Origin of the sequence: Streptomyces sp. NPDC091371 (genome assembly GCF_040684275.1) — a bacterium.
Classification (GTDB): domain Bacteria; phylum Actinomycetota; class Actinomycetes; order Streptomycetales; family Streptomycetaceae; genus Streptomyces.
The window spans coordinates 389711-406675 of the sequence record NZ_JBFBFP010000002.1; the positions used below are offsets into that span (position 1 = coordinate 389711).

Annotated in this window: 13 protein-coding genes and 1 pseudogene; 9 read left to right on the forward strand and 5 right to left on the reverse strand. The window is 73.1% G+C overall.

Going from position 1 to position 16965, the window contains the following annotated elements; all coding sequences use genetic code 11:
* Positions 1 to 53 precede the first annotated feature (53 nt).
* Complete coding sequence (locus AB0O21_RS04610) at positions 54 to 782, forward strand: siderophore-interacting protein (RefSeq protein ID WP_365166120.1); 729 nt, start codon at positions 54 to 56, stop codon at positions 780 to 782.
* Here AB0O21_RS04610 and AB0O21_RS04615 read toward each other — a convergent pair.
* Positions 779 to 1279, reverse strand: coding sequence for a DinB family protein (locus tag AB0O21_RS04615; protein ID WP_365166122.1), 501 nt, complete (start codon positions 1277 to 1279; stop codon positions 779 to 781). The genes AB0O21_RS04610 and AB0O21_RS04615 overlap by 4 nt on opposite strands.
* Before the next feature lie 199 nt (positions 1280 to 1478).
* Positions 1479 to 2273, reverse strand: coding sequence for a GNAT family N-acetyltransferase (locus AB0O21_RS04620; RefSeq protein ID WP_365166125.1), 795 nt, complete (start codon positions 2271 to 2273; stop codon positions 1479 to 1481).
* Between the two features lie 60 nt (positions 2274 to 2333).
* On the opposite strand from AB0O21_RS04620, the pseudogene AB0O21_RS04625 reads away from it, so the two are divergent.
* The 6 genes and pseudogenes from AB0O21_RS04625 to AB0O21_RS04650 form a co-directional block, all read left to right on the forward strand.
* Positions 2334 to 2699 (forward strand): annotated as a pseudogene (locus tag AB0O21_RS04625) (signal peptidase I); the annotation flags it as partial.
* A 320-nt stretch (positions 2700 to 3019) separates the two neighbouring features.
* Positions 3020 to 5260, forward strand: coding sequence for an MMPL family transporter (locus AB0O21_RS04630; RefSeq protein WP_365166127.1), 2241 nt, complete (start codon positions 3020 to 3022; stop codon positions 5258 to 5260).
* Positions 5261 to 5279: 19 nt separating this feature from the next.
* Entirely contained in the window at positions 5280 to 5834 is a 555-nt protein-coding gene (locus tag AB0O21_RS04635) for a GNAT family protein (RefSeq protein ID WP_365166130.1), read from the forward strand.
* A gap of 100 nt (positions 5835 to 5934) precedes the next feature.
* On the forward strand, positions 5935 to 6513 hold the full coding sequence (locus AB0O21_RS04640) for a hypothetical protein (protein ID WP_365166133.1): 579 nt from the start codon (positions 5935 to 5937) through the stop codon (positions 6511 to 6513).
* Positions 6514 to 6702: 189 nt separating this feature from the next.
* On the forward strand, positions 6703 to 6870 hold the full coding sequence (locus AB0O21_RS04645; protein ID WP_365166136.1) for a hypothetical protein: 168 nt from the start codon (positions 6703 to 6705) through the stop codon (positions 6868 to 6870).
* Between the two features lie 80 nt (positions 6871 to 6950).
* Positions 6951 to 10025 (forward strand): AAA family ATPase, encoded by a 3075-nt coding sequence (locus tag AB0O21_RS04650; RefSeq protein WP_365166405.1) that lies wholly within the window; start codon positions 6951 to 6953, stop codon positions 10023 to 10025.
* Here the strand turns inward: AB0O21_RS04650 and AB0O21_RS04655 are convergent.
* From AB0O21_RS04655 to AB0O21_RS04665, 3 genes are all read right to left on the reverse strand, one after another.
* A complete protein-coding gene (locus AB0O21_RS04655) occupies positions 9979 to 10167 on the reverse strand; it encodes a DUF6191 domain-containing protein (protein ID WP_365166407.1) in 189 nt (62 codons plus the stop codon). The two genes, AB0O21_RS04650 and AB0O21_RS04655, sit on opposite strands and share 47 nt — an antisense overlap.
* A 53-nt stretch (positions 10168 to 10220) precedes the next feature.
* A complete protein-coding gene (locus AB0O21_RS04660; protein WP_365166139.1) occupies positions 10221 to 11426 on the reverse strand; it encodes a PQQ-dependent sugar dehydrogenase in 1206 nt (401 codons plus the stop codon).
* Between the two features lie 155 nt (positions 11427 to 11581).
* Positions 11582 to 12589 carry an aldo/keto reductase gene (locus tag AB0O21_RS04665; protein WP_365166142.1) on the reverse strand — a complete coding sequence of 336 codons (1008 nt, stop codon included), beginning with the start codon at positions 12587 to 12589 and terminating at the stop codon, positions 11582 to 11584.
* Between the two features lie 73 nt (positions 12590 to 12662).
* Between AB0O21_RS04665 and AB0O21_RS04670 the strand changes: the two genes are divergently transcribed.
* Positions 12663 to 13610 carry a 2-hydroxyacid dehydrogenase gene (locus tag AB0O21_RS04670; protein WP_365166145.1) on the forward strand — a complete coding sequence of 316 codons (948 nt, stop codon included), beginning with the start codon at positions 12663 to 12665 and terminating at the stop codon, positions 13608 to 13610.
* A 366-nt stretch (positions 13611 to 13976) separates the two neighbouring features.
* The gene (locus AB0O21_RS04675; protein ID WP_365166409.1) at positions 13977 to 16793 is read left to right on the forward strand and encodes an EAL domain-containing protein; all 2817 of its coding nucleotides are present in this window, start codon (positions 13977 to 13979) and stop codon (positions 16791 to 16793) included.
* Positions 16794 to 16965: the final 172 nt, after the last annotated feature.

Sequence of the window (16965 nt, forward strand, 5' to 3'; positions counted from 1 at the left end):
GAGAATTAGGTTAGGCTGGCCTAACTATAGAGGTGTCAGGGGAGGGGTTGGACATGGCCGGCGGCAAGGGCTGGGAGGGCGTGGTCCTCAAGCTCATGAAGGGCAAGGACTTCACGTTCACGGTGACGGGGGCGGAGGACGTCACGGCGGACTACCGCCGCGTCTCCTTCACCGACGGCGGCCTGCTGGCCGTCCAGGCTCCACACCCGACGATGTGGGTGCGCGTCTGGTTCGAGGGAGCGCGGCCGCACCAGCGGGCCTACACACTCGTGGACCCGGACCCCGAGGCGGGCACCTTCAGCTTCGAGTTCGCCCTGCACGACGGTGTCGCCAGCGCCTGGGCGCGGACAGCCCGGCCCGGCGACACCATCGAAGCCACCGTGCAGGGCACCGGGTTCACCGCCCCGCAGCCGGCTCCGCCGCGCCTGCTGGTCATCGGCGACCCGGCGTCCCTCCCGGCGATCAACTCCCTGCTGGACGCGTACCCGCAGACCCCGGCCACGATCTGGTTCGAGACGCAGCACGCCTCGGACGCCGACCTGCCGCTGCGGGTGGACGCGGCCCGGCACGAGGTCCGGCGCGTGGCGCGCGACGGCGGCGCGCTGGTCGACCGGGTCAAGGCCGAGCTCCCGGAGCTGGCCGGGGACCCGGCCTCGGCGTACGTCTGGCTGGCCTGCGACACGGCGACGACGCGCACCCTCACGGCGTACCTGCGCAAGGAGCTCGGCCTGCCGAAGCAGCGGGTCAACTCCCTCGGCTACTGGCGCGCGGACACCCCCTAAGCGCCCGTCGCGCCGTCGATCGCCTCCCGGAGGAAGTCGGCGTGGCCGTTGTGGCGGGCGTACTCGTGGATGAGGTGGAGCATGAGCAGGCGCAGCGAGGCCTCCTCCTTCCAGCTCGGCACGTACGCCGTCACCTCCAGCGACTCGGCCTCCGCCTCGATGCGGCGCGCACGGGCCACCTCGGCCTCCCAGGCGGCGAACGCCTCCGCGCGCGTCGAGCCGGATGCGTCGTAGGCGGCCTGGAAGTCGTGGGTGTCCGACCACAGGTGCGGCAGCTCCTCACCGCTCAGCACCCTGCGGAACCAGTGCCGCTCGACCTCGGCCATGTGCCGGACCAGCCCCAGCAGGGACAGGCCGGACGGCGGCATCGAGGCGCGCCGCAACTCCTCGTCGCTCAGGCCCTCGCACTTCCAGGCGAGGGTGGCCCGGTGGTAGTCGAGATAGGCCCGCAGCGTCTCGCGTTCGCCGCCGACCAGGGGCGGTGAGATTCGTTCCATGCCCCGATCCTGCCCGCCGCCCCGCTGGGGGAACACCCCCGCCGGGGTCGGGCGCGCGCCGGGGCGTCCCCGCAGGACACCGAACGCAATCACCCTCGGCCTCCGGCCCCTGGAAACGTTCGGTGTCCGAGGAGACGCCCCGGCGCGCGCCCGGCCCCGGCGGCCCCCCGCCCCCGCCCGGCCAAGGAGGCCCGCACCCTTACGCCGTCGGCCAGACGTACGGCACCGTGACGCCCAGGCTCGCGAAGCCCAGCCGTTCCAGGATCGGGCGGCTGTCGTCCGAGGCGTCCACCTGGAGGTACGGGATGCCGCGCTCCGCCGCGACGCGCGCCCGGTGGGCCACCAGCAGGCGGTAGATGCCGCGGCCCCGCCACTGCGGGTCCGTCCCGCCGCCCCACAGCCCCGCGAAGGAACACCCCGGCCGCATCTCCATCCGGGCCCCGCACACCGGGGTGTCGCCCGCCATCGCGAGCACCGCCTCGACGCTCTCCGGCTCGTTCCGCAGCAGGCTCAGCACGTGCTCCCGGATCCGCGGCCGCTCGGTGCCGAAGGCCCGGTGGTGGGCCTCCATCATCAGGTCCACCCCGGCCTCGTCCTCCACCACCCGCAGGGTGATCCCCTCCGGCGGCTCCACCGGCAGCGCGGCAAGGTCCGAAGTCCGCGCCACCAGCACCGTCTCGGCCGGCTCCGCCACGAACCCGGCCGCCCGCAGCCGGTCCCCGAGGTCCGCCGGCCGGTCGTAGTCGTACAGCTTCCACTCGAACTCCGGGTCCTCGCGCCCGGAGAAGAACGCCACCTGCGCCGCGATCTCCGCGTCCGCCGTCCCCTCGTCGAGGTCCGACCAGACCACGCCGTTCCACCCCAGCCCGGGCACGGTGTGCCGGACGACCGCGCCCACCCGCTCCACCCGGGCCTCCGCCGAGTCCGGCTGCACGCCCTCGCGCATCTCCGAGTCGAAGAGGGCCCGTACCTTCACAAGTTCATCAAGATCCATCGTCATTGCCCCAGCTGACCAGTGTCCGTCCGCCTTCCACAACTGCATTAGCCTCGCCCCGTGAACGACGACTCCACGATCTACACGGGCAAGGCCGGAGCCGACGCGGCCACCGACCGCGGCTGGCTCCTCGGCCACTTCAAGGCTCCCGGCGATCCCCGTCACAGCGAGGACGTGGAGATCAAATGGGGCGTCCACCCCAAGGGCGAGGAGCGCGAGCGGTGGGCCACCGCGGAGAAGCGCACCGCGCTGCTGGTGCTGATCAGCGGGCGCTTCCGGCTGGAGTTCCCCGGGCGGACCGTCGTCCTCGCGGAGCAGGGGGACTACGTGCTGTGGGGCCGCGGAGTCGACCACTCCTGGTACGCGGAGGAGGACGCGGTGGTCCTCACCGTGCGCTGGCCCTCGATCCCCGGCTACCGGGTGGACGAGCCGGGCGAGCCCGACGACGGGCCCGACGACCGGCAGGACGAGCAAGACGACCGGCAGGACGGGCCCCACGACGGCACGAACACCCGGCCCTTGGGCCACCCACCCCGGTGACCTACGTCCCGCACCCCGCCGCAGCCCTGTGACGATGCCCACGAATCGGGCCAACGATCACGAAACGCTGCGATCGTGGCGGGATAGACCACCTCGGCGCGCCCTGGGGCGACCCCCCGCACGCGCGGCCGGGCCTTCACGAGTTCCAGCGTTCTTTGCGACGGGCCGTCCCCGGTAAAGATCCGAACCACCAGGGAGCACGTCCGTTGGCAGCAATCGCACGGTGGTGCATCCGCCACCGTCTCCTCGCCGTCCTGATCTGGCTGCTCGCGCTCGGCGCGACCGCGGCGGCCGCCGGGACCGCGGGATCGGCGTTCTCCAACGACTACGAAGTCCCCGGCACCGAGTCCGGCAAGGCGCACGCGCTCCTGCGCGAGGGCTTCCACGGCCAGGGCGGCGACACCGACACCATCGTGTGGCGGGCCCCGGACCACCAGAGCGCCCGCACCCCGGACATCGAGCAGCGCATGACCCGCGCACTCGACGCCATCGCCGGCCTTCCCGGCGTCGGCTCGGTCGCCGGCCCCTACGGCCCCGGCCCCGAGAGCGCCGCCCGGATCAGCCCCGACGGGCGCACCGCCTACGCCGTGGTGACCTTCGACCGGCAGGCCGACTCCGTACCCAAGGCCCAGGCCAAGGCGGTGGTCGACGCAGCGAAGAACCCGGCCACCGAGACCGACGGCCTCCAGGTCGAACTCGGCGGCCGCGCCATCGGCCTGACCGAGGCGCCCGCCACCCACCTCGCCGAGGTCATCGGCGTGGCCGTCGCGGCCCTGGTCCTCTTCCTGGCCTTCGGCTCGCTCGCCGCGAGCCTGCTGCCCATCGCGACCGCCCTGGTCAGCGTCGGCACCGCCTATTTCGGGATCACCCTCCTCGGGCACGCGATGGCGGTCGCCGACTTCGCCCCGATGCTCGGCACCCTCATCGGCCTCGGCGTCGGCATTGACTACGCCCTCTTCATCGTCACCAGACACCGCAAGGCCCTCGCCCGGGGCGTCCCGGTCGAGGAGGCCGCCGAGAGCGCCGTCGCCACCACCGGCCGGGCCGTGGTCTTCGCCGGGGCCACCGTCTGCATCGCGCTCCTCGGCATGCTGGTGCTGCGGCTGAACTTCCTGAACGGCGTCGCGATAGCCGCCTCCGTGACGGTAGTCCTGACGGTCGCCGCCTCGGTCACCCTGCTGCCCGCCCTCCTGTCCTGGATCGGCATGCGCGCCCTGTCGCGCCGCGAGCGCCGCAAGCTCGCAGCCGAGGGCCCGCTGTCCGAGCAGCCCACGGGCTTCGCCGCCCGCTGGTCCGCCTTCGTGGAGCGCCACCCCAAGCTGCTGGGCATCGCCGCCACCGCCGTGATGCTGGTGCTGGCCCTGCCCACGCTCTCCCTGCACCTTGGCACCTCAGACCAGGGCAACAACCCGGCCACCTCCACCACCCGGCAGGCCTACGACCTGCTGGCGGACGGGTTCGGCCCCGGCACCAACGGCCCGCTCACCGTCGTCGCCCGCCTCGACGGGGCCGGCGACCGGCTCGCCGTGGAGCACCTGGCGGACGCGCTCGGCAGAACGAAGGGCGTCGCCTCCGCCGGCCCCGCCGTCTTCAACCGCAGCGGCGACACCGCCGTCCTCACCGTCATCCCCGACTCCGCCCCCCAGTCCCGGGCCACGAGCGAGCTCGTCGACCGGCTCCGCGAGGACGTCGTCCCGCGTGCCGAGCACGGCAACTCCATGGAGGTCCACGTCGGCGGTGTCACGGCCGGCTACGACGACTTCGCCGAGGTGGTCGTCGGGAAGCTGCCGCTCTTCGTCGGCGTGGTCGTCGCCCTCGGCTGCGTGCTCCTGCTGCTCGCCTTCCGGTCCGTCGGCATCCCGCTGAAGGCGGCGGCCATGAACATCGCCGCCGTCGCCTCCTCCTTCGGAGTCGTGGTCGCGATCTTCCAGTGGGGCTGGGGCAGCGAGCTGCTGGGCCTGGGCAGCGCCGGCCCCATCGAACCCTTCCTGCCCGTGATCATGGTGTCCGTGCTGTTCGGGCTGTCCATGGACTACCAGGTCTTCCTCGTCAGCCGGATGTACGAGGAGTGGCTGGAGACCGGCGACAACAAGCGGGCCGTCCGCGTCGGCCTCGCCGAGACCAGCCGGGTCATCAATTCGGCGGCCGTCATCATGATCTCCGTCTTCCTGGCCTTCGTGCTCAGCGGCGACCGGATCATCGCCATGTTCGGCATCGCGCTCGCCGCGGCCGTGGCCCTCGACGCCTTCGTGCTGCGCACCCTGCTCGTCCCCGCGCTGATGCACATGCTCGGCGGCGCGAACTGGTGGCTGCCCGGCTGGCTCGACCGCCGACTTCCCAAGATCAGCATCGAGCCCCCCGAGCACCGCCCGCATGGGAAACTTCCGGCACAGCGGCCGAGCGAAGACAGCGCGGAGCCTGCTGACTCCGTACCCGTGTCCAGCTGACCAGCCGTAAGGACCACACATGTTCGCGATAGACCTGGCCGACGACGCCCAGCTCAAGCCGCTGGAGGTGTGGCACGCCGAGGAGTTCCTCGCCCACATCGACCGCGGCCGCGACTTCATTGGCCAGTACGTGGGCTTCCCCAACCGCGCCACGGACCTCGACTCGGCGCGCGAGCTGCTGCGTACGAACGCCGAGAAGGCCGCGAACGACGGCACCCGGTTCTTCGGCATCTGGGTCGAGGGAACCCTCGTCGGCGGAGTGCTCTACCCGGCCTTCGACGCCGCCGCGGGCAACTGCGAGGTCGGCTGCTGGCTGGAGCCCGCCGCCGCCGGACGCGGACTGGTCACCGCCGCCTGCCGCGTGCTCATCGACTGGGCCTTCAACGGGCGCGGCATGCACCGCGTGGAGTGGCACGTCGCCACCGGGAACAAGAAGAGCATCGCGGTCGCCGAGCGCCTCGGCCTGACCCGCGAGGGCGTGATGCGCGAGAACCACCTGCACCGGGGCGTGCGCCAGAGCACCGAGGTCTGGTCGGTCCTCGCGCACGAATGGGCCGCGGCCCACCCGGCCTGACCCGCGTCCGCACCCGGGCCCCGCGGATCGCGGGGCCCGAAACGGCCCCGACCAGCGGATTCTCAGAAAACTCTCAGACAAGGCACCTACGGTGCCCCGCATGGACACCACCAAGACCACCGACGCCCCCGAGGCGGACACCACCCCGGCCGACCTGACCAAGGCCGGGACCGACGCCGAGCCCACCGACGTCGAGCCCACCGGGGCCGAGCTCACCGACGCGGACCTGGACGACGACGAGTTCGCCGACGAGCAGGCCGGCACGGAGGAGCAGAGCCACGTCGGAGCCGCGGCCTCCGCGATCGTGGCCGCGGGCCTCGGTGTCGTGGCCCTCAGCGGAAGCTGGGTCGGCGGCATCGTGTCCGAGCGCGCCGGCGTCGTCGGCCGGCTGGAGCTGACCCAGGCCGCCGACGTGAACGCGCAGATCGCCGCCCAGTTCGTCCAGCCGTGGCACGCCACCGCCCTGGTGAACGGGGTCTTCGCCGCCCTCGCCCTGATCGTCGGCATCCTCACGCTGGCCCTGCCCGCCCTCGGTTCCCCCCAGCGCACCCTCCCCACCTGGGTCCGGTCCGTCTCCTGGGCGGCCGTCGCCCTGGGCGCCATCGGCGTCCTGCTGTTCGCCCTCATGTACTTCGACCTCCTCCTGACCATCCCGCAGGCCGCCGCGACAGCCGGCTAGGCACCGCCCCACCACCGGCTAAGCACCGCCTTAGGTGTGCTTAGGCCTACTCAGGGACCTTCGGCCCGGGTCTAAGGCCCCCTGCCCCCGCCGGATGCGGCATGCGACCGATGTGCCGGTACCCCCTGGGACGCGAAGCTTGGATCACACCGAACGAGGTGACCGGGAAACGCAACCAGGGAGTACGAGATGTTCGAGTACGAAATCGCCACCGCCCGCCGCGCCGACCTCATCCGCGAGGCCGACGAGTACCGGCTGATCCGCGAGGCCAAGAAGGCGCGGCGCGCGTCCTCTCGAAGCCAGGAAACCGAAGGGCCGGTGAGCGGGCACCGGAGCCGCTTCGCCCGCGCCGCGTAACCCGCGCCGCGATCCGTGCGGACTGACACGTGATGAGAAGCGCACCGATAACGAGTGCCGCCGGGCAGGACGTCTGTGCGATGCTCGGCGACGTGGAGACCAGATCTGTCAGCCCGGTGTTCGTCGGCCGCGCCGACGAACTGGCCGTACTCACCGACGCACTGACGCGAGCCGCCGGCCTGGAACCGCAGGCGTTGCTCATCGGGGGAGAGGCAGGGGTCGGCAAGACCCGCCTCACGGAGGAGTTCCTCTGTGAGGCCGCCCGCCGCGGCGCCGTCGTCGCCGTCGGAGGCTGTGTGGAGATCGGGGCGGAGGGACTTCCCTTCGCCCCGTTCTCGACCGCCCTGCGCAGCCTGCACCGCGCGCTCCCCGAGGAGCTGGCCGCCGCGGCCGTCGGCCAGGAGGACGAGCTCGCCCGGATCCTCCCCGAACTCGGCGAAACCCCGCGCGGCCCGCACGACGAGGAAAGCACCGCCCGCCTCTTCGAACTGACGGCACGGATGCTGGAGCGGCTCGCCGCCGACCGCACCGTCGTCCTCGTCCTGGAAGACCTGCACTGGGCCGACACCTCGACCCGGCACCTGCTCTCCTACCTCTTCCGGACCCTCGGCAGCGGCCGGCTCGTCGTTGTCGCCACCTACCGCGCGGACGACGTCCACCGCCGTCACCCGCTGCGCCCGCTCCTCGCCGAACTGGACCGGCTCCGCACCGTCCAGCGCATCGAGCTGCCCCGCTTCAACCGGGCCGAGGTGCGCCGCCAGCTCGCCGGGATCCTCGCCACGCAGCCCGACGAGGACTTCGTCGACTCCGTCTTCGACCGGTCCGACGGCAACGCCTTCTTCGTCGAGGAACTCGTCGCCTCCCGGGAGAGCGGCTGCCACGCCGGGCTCACCGAATCCCTGCGCGACCTGCTCCTCGTCCGCGTCGAGGTCCTGCCCGACGAGGCCCAGCGCGTGGTCCGCATCGTCGCCGAGGGCGGCTCCACCGTCGAGTACCCGCTCCTGCGCGCCGTCACCGGGATCGGCGAGGACGCGCTGATCGAGGCGCTGCGGTCCGCGGTCGGAGCCAACATCCTGCTCGCCACCCCCGACGGCGACGGCTACCGCTTCCGCCACTCGCTGGTCCGCGAGGCCGTCAGCGACGACCTGCTGCCCGGCGAGCGCGCCCGCGTCAACCGCCGCTACGCCGAGGCCATGGAGGCCGACGGCTCGCTGGTCCGCGCGGAGGAGCGGGCCATCCGGCTGGCCAGCTACTGGTACCACGCCAACGACCCGTCCAAGGCGCTTCCCGCCGTGCTCTCCGCGTCCGTGGCCGCCCGCCGCCGGCACGCCTACTCGGAGCAGCTGCGCTTCCTGGAACGCGCGCTGGACCTGTGGGACAGCGCCCCGGAGGAGGTCCGCGAGGAGCTTCGCCCGGTGGACTACACCGACGTGTACCCGCCGTGCGGCTGCGACCCGGCCAGCACCCCGCTCCAGCGCCTCGACCTGCTGGCCGAGGCGACCGTGGCGGCCCGCTACGGCGGCGAACGGGAACGCGCCCTGAAGTTCTGCAAGACGGCCCTGCGCACGCTGGACGACGGCCACGACCCGCTGCGGGCGGCCTGGTTCTGGACCGAGCGCTCCCGGCTGGTCGCCAGCCTGGGCCGGGGCGACGGCTGGGACGAGATCGCCAAGGCCCAGGAGCTCGTCCAGGGGCTGCCCCCGTCCCAGGTGCACGCCGAGGTCCTCGTCCGGGCCGCGGGCTGGGGCATGCTCCACGACCCCGGTCCGGACAACATCGTCGCCGCCGAACGCGCCGTCGAGTACGCGCGGATGGTCGGCGCCGAGGACATCGAGCTCAACGCCCGGATCACGGTCGGCTGCCTGCTCACCGACTCGGGCGACCCCGAACGGGGCCTGGCCGAGATGCACGCGGTCAGGGAACGGGCCACGGAACTGGGCCTCATCCTGCTCGCGGGACGTGCGCATATCAATCTCACCTCTCAGTTGGAAAGCATGGGCCGGTCCCGGGAAGCCGTGGAACTGGCCGAACAAGGGGCGGAACTGGTCAGGAAGTCCCGGCTGTTGGACACCGAGGCCTGGGTCCGCGGAAACATGGCGGAGAGCCTCTACACCCTCGGCCGCTGGGACGAGGCCGTCGAGGCGGCCCAGCGCACCCTGCTGGTCGGGCAGAGCGCGGCCCCGCGCGGCTCCGGAGCCTCCCGGCTCGCCTATCTGGCGCTGGCACGCGGCGAGTTGGCGGAAGCGGCCCAGCAGCTCGCGGCGGCCCACGCCCACTTCGGCAGCCACGACATCCAGCCCCAGCACCGGATACCGCTCTACCGCCTCGCCGTCGGCGTCGCCGCGGGGGAGGGCCGGATCGCCGACGTCCGCGCCGAGACAGCCGCCGCCCTCGCCTACGGGTTCCCCCAGGGACAACACCGCTACGCCTGGCCGCTGCTGCTCGCCTCCGCCACCGCGGAGGCGGACTCCCGGGGACTCCCGGCCGCCGACGCGGACCGGGAAGCCGCCCTGGACGTCCTGCGCAACGCCGCCCGCACCCTCGCCACCCCGGCCCCGGTGTGGCGCGCCCACGCCGAGTACGTCCGCGCCGAGCTGCTCCGGGCCGAGGCCCGGGACACCGTCGCCGACTGGACCGCGGTGGAGGAGGCCATCCGCCCGCTGGAACGCCCCTACCTGCTGGCCCGCGCCCGCCACCAGCTCGCCGAGGCCATGCTGGCCGCCGGCGGGGACCGGGAGCCCGCCGCCGCCCTGCTCCGCGCGGCCTACGCCACCGCCGACCGGCTCGGCTCACGCCGGCTGCGCGAGGACCTGGCCCTGCTCGCCCAGCGCGCCCGGCTCCCGCTCGCCGCCGCCGACACAGCCCCGGCCGCGCCCGCCCCGGAGGCCGACCCGGTCGAGACCCTCGGCCTGACCAGCCGGGAGCGGGACGTACTGCGCCTCGTGGCCGCCGGCAGCACCAACCGCAAGATCGCCGAGGAGCTCTTCATCTCCCCGAAGACGGCGAGCGTGCACGTCTCGAACATCCTGGCGAAGCTCGGCGTCGCCGGCCGCGGCGAGGCGGCCGCCCTCGCCCACCGGCTGAGGCTCTTCGTGCCGCCCGGCCCCGTCAGCACCCGGCCGGAGGCTGCTGGGTCTGCTCGTCGAGGCGTATGAGCACCTTGCCGGAGTCCAGGTCTATCGGACCCCGCCCCGGGTCGCCGTCATTGACGTCGACCCGGGACAGCTCCAACCGCTTCTTCTCCTCGTCCGTGTGCTTGCGACCCGGATTGAACAGCTCCTCGATCATGTTGAACACCGTGCCCACCGCGCCCTCTCCGTGCCCTGCCGGGGCTGGTGCCCCCGGGCCGGCTATTGCACCGTCAGTGTCAGGATCCTGTCGTCGCCCGCTTCCGGCGACCCGCGCCCATCGGTCTCGCTCGTGACCAGCAGCAGCTTGTCCCCGCCGAGTGCCACCACCGTGCGCAGCCGGCCGTACTTCCCCTCGAGGAACGCTTCGGGTGCCGCCACGGGTTCCGCCCCGGCCAGGGGAATCCGCCACAGCCGCTCGCCCTTCAGCGCGGCCATCCACACCGAGCCCTGCGCCCACGCGATCCCGCTCGGCGAGGCCTCATCGGTCCCCCACACGGCCACCGGATCCCGCATCCCCGGCCGGCCGGCCTTTCCCTCGGCCTCGGGCCAGCCGTAGTTCGCGCCCGGCTCGATCAGATTCAGCTCGTCCCAGGTGTTCTGCCCGAACTCGGCCGCCCACAGCCGCTTGTCCTTGTCCCAGGCGAGGCCCTGCACATTGCGGTGCCCGTAGGAGTAGACGACGGAATCCGCCTCGGGATTGCCGTGCACCGGATCCCCGTCCGGAGTCATCCGCAGGATCTTGCCGCCCAGCGACTTCTTGTCCTGCGCGAGCCCGGTGTCACCGGTCTCGCCCGTCCCCGCATAGAGCATCTTGTCCGGGCCGAAGGCGATCCGGCCGCCATTGTGGATCGTCCCCTTGGGGATGCCCCGCAACACCGTGTCCGGAGCGCCCAGTTGCTGACCGGGCGGTCTCTTCTCGTCATAGCGCATCCGGGCGATGCGGTTGTCGGACTCGGTGGTGAAGTAGGCGTACACGAGCCGGTCCGAGGCGAAGGACGGCGACACCGCGAGGCCCAGCAGCCCGCCCTCGCCGCCGGGGGCCACCCCCGGCACCTCGCCGATCTCCGTCACCGCGCCCGAGCCCACCGCGACCCTGCTGATCGTCCCCTTGTCCCGCGAGGCCACCAGCAGGTCCCCGCCGGGCAGCGGGGCCACGCCCCACGGCGACTCCAGGCCCTTGGCGACCTCCCCGGTCACCGTCACCGCGCCCTTCGCCGGGGGACCGGAGGGCGGCGGCGAGCCTGACGCGCTCCCCGACGGGCCGGACGACCCGGAACCCGCTGCGGGCGTGCCCGGTGGGGAACCGCCCGGCCGGGCCCCCGCGCCGCCGGGCGGGGAGCACCCCGCCGCCAGCAGAGCGCCGCACCCGGCCAGCGCCACCGCCGCCAGCGCGCTCCGACGCCGCGCGCCCGTGCCCCCGTACATCCTCGATCCGTATCGCATCGCCCTGCTCCCCTCCCGTGCGCCAGTCGTGCCTTCCATCTCTCTCAACAGCTCCGGCCGTACCCCGAGTTCCACCCTTCGTACACTCGATCGAGTGGTTGTGGCGGGGCCGCGGGGGAGGCCCGCGGGCAGCCCGCTCAGTCCCAGGCTCCCACCGCCGCGGGCAGCGCCGCGATCTCCCCCAGATCCTCCGCCGAGAGCCGGACCTCCGCCGCCAGGGCGTTCTCCGCGGCCCACCGCGCCCGGTCCGCCCCCGGCACCGGCACCACCTGCGGCCCCTGCGCCAGCACCCAGGCCAGCGCCACCTGCGCCGCGGTGACCTCGGGTCCGTGCCGCAGCGCCACCCGCCGCAGCCCCGCCAGAAGCCCCTGGTTGGACGCCATCGCGTACGCCGTGAACCGGGGGTGCCGGGCCCGTACGTCCTCCTGCTCGAACCCCTCGCCCGGCGTGAGCGTCCCCGTCAGGAACCCGCTGCCCAGCGGCATCGCCGCCAGGAACCCCACCCCCCGCGCCGCGCACCACGGCAGGAGCTGCCACGCCGCCTGCGGCGACCACACCGACAGCTCCGCCTGCACCGCGCTCACCGGGAACACCTGCTGGGCCCGCTCCAGGTGCGCCAGGGTCGTCCCGTACGCCCGGTCCCCGCGCCGCCCCGCCCCCGGCCCGGCCCCCGCGCCCAGCGCGCAGAACCCCAGCGCCCGCACCTTGCCCGCGCCCACCAGCTCCGCCATCGCCCCCCAGGTCTCCTCCACCGGCACCTCGGGATCCACCCGGTGCAGCTGGTAGAGGTCGATGACGTCCGTCCGCAGCCGCCGCAGCGAGGCGTCGCACGCCCGCCGCAGATAGCCCGGCCGCCCGTCGGCCACGACGTGCTGCTCGCCCGCGCGCAGCCCCACCTTCGCCGAGACGAAGGCCTCGGAGCGGCGCTCCCGCAGCACCCGCCCGAGCAGCAGTTCATTGGTGAACGGGCCGTACACATCGGCGGTGTCCAGCAGGGTCGACCCCAGGTCCAAGGCCGTGTGCACGGCGGCCAGCGACTCGTGCCCCCGGCGCCGCGAAGGCGCGTACGCCCAGCTCATGGGCATGCAGCCGAGGCCTATGGCACCCACCGCCAGCGCCCCCGCCCCGATCGACCTGCGCTCCACCCCTGAGTCCCCCTCCCGCTCCGGCACACAAACTAACGGCTTGATCCGGATGGCTTGGCATAGCCTCGTGATCATGACCTCAAAGACCGGGGACGTCTGGCTCCCCTTCCCCGCCGACGAGATCGCCGGCCTGCCCGACTCCTTCCGCTACCGCCTCTGGGACGGCGAGGACACCTTCCCGGCCGACCCGGCCGACTGCGTCTTCTACGTCACGCCGTACATGAAGTCCCCCGAGGTCACCGTGCGCCCGCTGGCGGCGATGCCCGCGCTGGAGGTCGTACAGACCCTGACCGCGGGCATCGACCACGTCCTTGGCGGGCTGGGCCACCTGCGCCCGGGCGTACGGCTGTGCAACGCCGTCGGCGTCCACACGGCCAGCACCGCCGAACTCGCCCTCGCCCTCACCCTCGCCTCCCTGCGCGGCATCCCCGGCATGGTCCGCGGCCAGGACCGCGAGGAATGGCGCGGCGGCTTCTACGAGGCCCTCGCCGACAAGTCCGTCCTGATCGTCGGCTACGGATCCATCGGTTCGGCCATCGAGGACCGCCTCCTGCCCTTCGAGTGCGGGCCCGTCACCCGCGTCGCCCGCTCGGCGCGGACCACCCCGCACGGCCCCGTGCACGCTCTCGCCGACCTGCCCGGGCTCCTCCCGCAGGCCGACGTGGTCATCCTGGTGACCCCGCTGACCGACGCCACCCGGGGCCTGGCCGGGCCCGGGTTCCTGAGCCGCATGAAGGACGGCGCGCTGCTCGTGAACGTCTCGCGGGGACCGGTCGTCGACACCAAGGCCCTGCTGGCGGAGCTGGAGTCGGGCCGGCTGCGCGCCGCGCTCGACGTCACCGACCCGGAACCGCTGCCGGCCGGCCACCCGCTCTGGCATGCTCCGAATGTCCTGATCACGCCTCATGTCGGCGGCAGCAGCTCGGCGTTCGAGCCGCGGGCCAAGCGCCTGCTGGCACGCCAGCTCGGCCGGTTCGCCGCCGGAGAGCCCGTGGAGCACACGGTGTTGATCACCGAGTGACGCCGGGCGGGCACGCTCCGCGTTCGCCCGGATGCACCCGGTAGGCGCAACTCCCGTATTGGTGACTCAGAGTAGAGAACCTATGTCGCTGAGTGACGAAAGTGGTGTATCGTCCGGAAGAAGGGGCTGCGCCACGAACGTCTGGCGCTGGGGAGTGATCGGACACTTTGGGGGGCGACGGGCGATGCACGGCCAATGGACGAAGGATCCGATGCGGCAGAGCCGCCGGAGGCGACGCTGCAGGGACTGGACCGCTCCGGAACCAGCCGGCGAGGGGGACCGGTGAGTGCCCCGGGGGCGGCGCTCCTGAACCGGCCGTCCGTCTCGCACGGTGGCACCGGTGCCGGCGGAGGCCGGAGCCTGGCGATGCAGCTGCTCCTCGCGGTGGTCAGCGGCGGCTACGCCGTCGGCGCCGCCCTCAACTGGGGCTCGGAGGAACTTGCCGAGATCATGGGCGACTTCGGGCTCAGTGCCGCCGGATTACTCGCCGCCGTCTCCTGCTACAGCTACGCCCGCGCGATCGACAGCCGGGAACGCCCCGCGTGGCTGCTGTTCGCCTTCTCCTCGCTCATGGGCGCGAGCGGCAACGCGGTCTGGGGCTGGTACGAGGTGATCCTCGGCCAGGCCGTGCCGAAGCCCTCGCTCGCCGACTTCGCCTTCCTCTGCTTCGCCCCGCCCGCCATCGTCGGCCTGCTCGTCCTCGCCAAACGCCCGGTCACCCGGGCCGGTTGGGTGTGCCTCGGGCTCGACTCGTGGCTCATCGGCGGCTCCCTGCTGACACTGTCCTGGAGCCTGGCCCTCGCCCACGCGGCGCGGACCGCCCAGTCCGGCGCCCCCGGCAGCGTCCCGCGCGCGGCGCTCTCGCTCGCCTACCCGCTGCTGGACATCGCGCTGGTCTCGATGGTCCTGGTCCTGCACTTCCGGCGCAGCGAGACCAACCGCTCCGCCGTCAACACCGCCATCGCGGCGCTCGCCCTGACCGTCCTCAGCGACGCCCTGTTCACCTCGCCCCTGCTCAGCGCCGAGTACCAGTCCGGGCAGCTGCTCGACGCGGGCTGGTTCGCGGGCTCGCTGCTCCTCGCGTACGCGCCCTGGGGCGCCCGGCGCCCCCAGCACGGGCCCGACCCGGCCGCGGCAGCGCGCGCCGAACGGCCGCACAGCCGCCCGATCACCGGCTCGCTGCCCGCGCTGACCCCGTACCTCGCGGCCGCCGTGTGCACCCTCGGCATCCTCTACAACGTCGTGGACGGCCGGAAGGTCGACCGGATGGTCGTCTTCACCGGCTGCACGGTCGTGCTCGCCCTCGTCATCCGCCAGGGCATCATGCTGCTCGACAACATCGCGCTGACCCAGGAACTGGCCCAGAAGGAGAACCACTTCCGCTCCCTGGTCCAGGGCTCCAGCGACGTCATCATGATCGCCGCGCCCACCGGCACCCTGCGCTACGTCAGCCCCGCCGCCGCCGGGGTCTACGGCCGCGACGCCGAGGAGCTGGTCGGCACCGAGCTCGCCACCCTGATCCATCCCGACGACCTCGGCCGGGTGGTCCACGAGGTACGCCGCTTCCTCGCCGCACCGCCGGCCGAGGAGCCCACCACCCGCATCGAATGCCGCTTCAAGTCGGGCGGCGGCGAGTGGCTCAACGTGGAGTCCACCGTCAACCGCCACCAGGGCGGGCTCATCCTCAACAGCCGGGACGTCACCGAGCGGGTCCGGCTCCAGGCCCAGCTCCAGCACAGCGCCGAGCACGATCCGCTGACCGACCTGCCCAACCGGGCCCTGTTCACCCGGCGGGTGCGCCAGGCCCTGACCGGCCGGCGCGCGGGGGACCACAGCACCGCCGTGCTCTTCATCGACCTCGACGGCTTCAAAGCGGTCAACGACACCATCGGCCACCAGGCCGGCGACGAGCTGCTCATCGAGGCCGCCCGCAGGCTCCAGGACTCGGTGCGCGCCGGGGACACCGCCGCCCGCCTCGGCGGCGACGAATTCGCCGCGCTGATCCTGGGCGACGGCAGCCGCGACCGCAGCGCCCGTGAGTACCAGGTCCACGAGATCGCGGACCGGCTGCGGACCACCCTCTCCCAGCCGTACCGGATCGGGGGCAGCGAGGTCAGGGTGGCCGCGAGCATCGGCGTGGCCTTCGCCGACCCCGGCATCACCCCTTCGGACCTGATGCGCAACGCGGATCTCGCGATGTACCGGGCCAAGGCGGGCGGCAAGGACCGCGTGGAGATGTACGCCCCGCAGATGCAGGCCGAGGTCGTGCGCAAGGCCGAGCTGGCGGGCCGGCTGCGGACCGCGCTGCACGAGGGAGAGTTCGCCCTGCTGCACCAGCCCGTGGTCTCGCTGGCCACCGGCGAGGTCGCCGCGGTGGCCGCGCAGGCCCGCTGGCGCTCCGCGCAGGGGATCCTCTTCACCCCCGCGGAGTTCCTCCGGGTCGCCGAGTACAGCGAGGGCGCGGGCGGCGCGGGCTCCGGGCCGGACGCCTCGCGCACCGCCGAGCTGGGGCGCTGGCTGCTGGAGCAGGCCGTGGAGCAGGCCGCCGACCGGCACCGGGCCGGGCACGACGTGCCCGTCGCCGTCCGGATGACCGCCCAGCGGCTGCTGGACCGGGCGATGCCGCTGGGTTCCGTGGAGGCCTTGCTGACCAGGCACGGGCTGCCTTCCGGGGCCCTCGTGCTGGAGCTGGCCGTCTCCGATCCCAGGGTGCCGTTCGACGACCTGGAGCGCCGTCTGACGGCCTTGCACCGGCTCGGGGTGGGAATCGCCCTGGACGGCTTCGGAAGCGGCTACGCGGCCATCAGCGCCCTGCGCCGCCTCCCCGTGGACATGCTCAAGCTGGACCGGGGCCTGGTGGAAGGGGTCGTCGAGTCCCCCCGGCTGCACAAGATCACCGCAGGCCTCTTGCGGATCGCAAACGACCTCGGCATGCGCTCCGTGGCCGACGGGGTGGACCTCCCCGAGCAGGTCATGGCCCTGCGCGCCATGGGCTGCACACACGGCCAGGGGATGGCCTTCTCGGGGCCGCTGGACGAATACCGGCTGCGCCGCGCGCTCGTGCGCGGTACGTTCCCAGTACCGGGCGGAGCAGTCCAACCAGCCCTGGCCGGTGGTTCCCCCGGGGGCTCCATGGTTATCCGTAGAGGCTCACATAATGAGACGGCTGTCCCACCTACTTGACATCCACCTCCCGCCGGAGGGAGGGTCAGTGCCATGCGCACCCGAATTCTCGTACTTGGAAAGCGCGTCGGCTGAAGCCGGGACCAGCATGTCCCCGCTCAACGCACCCGACGCGCTCCCCTCGCTTGCCCACCGGCACGAGGGGTTTTTTGTTGCACTGGCACAGAGCCGA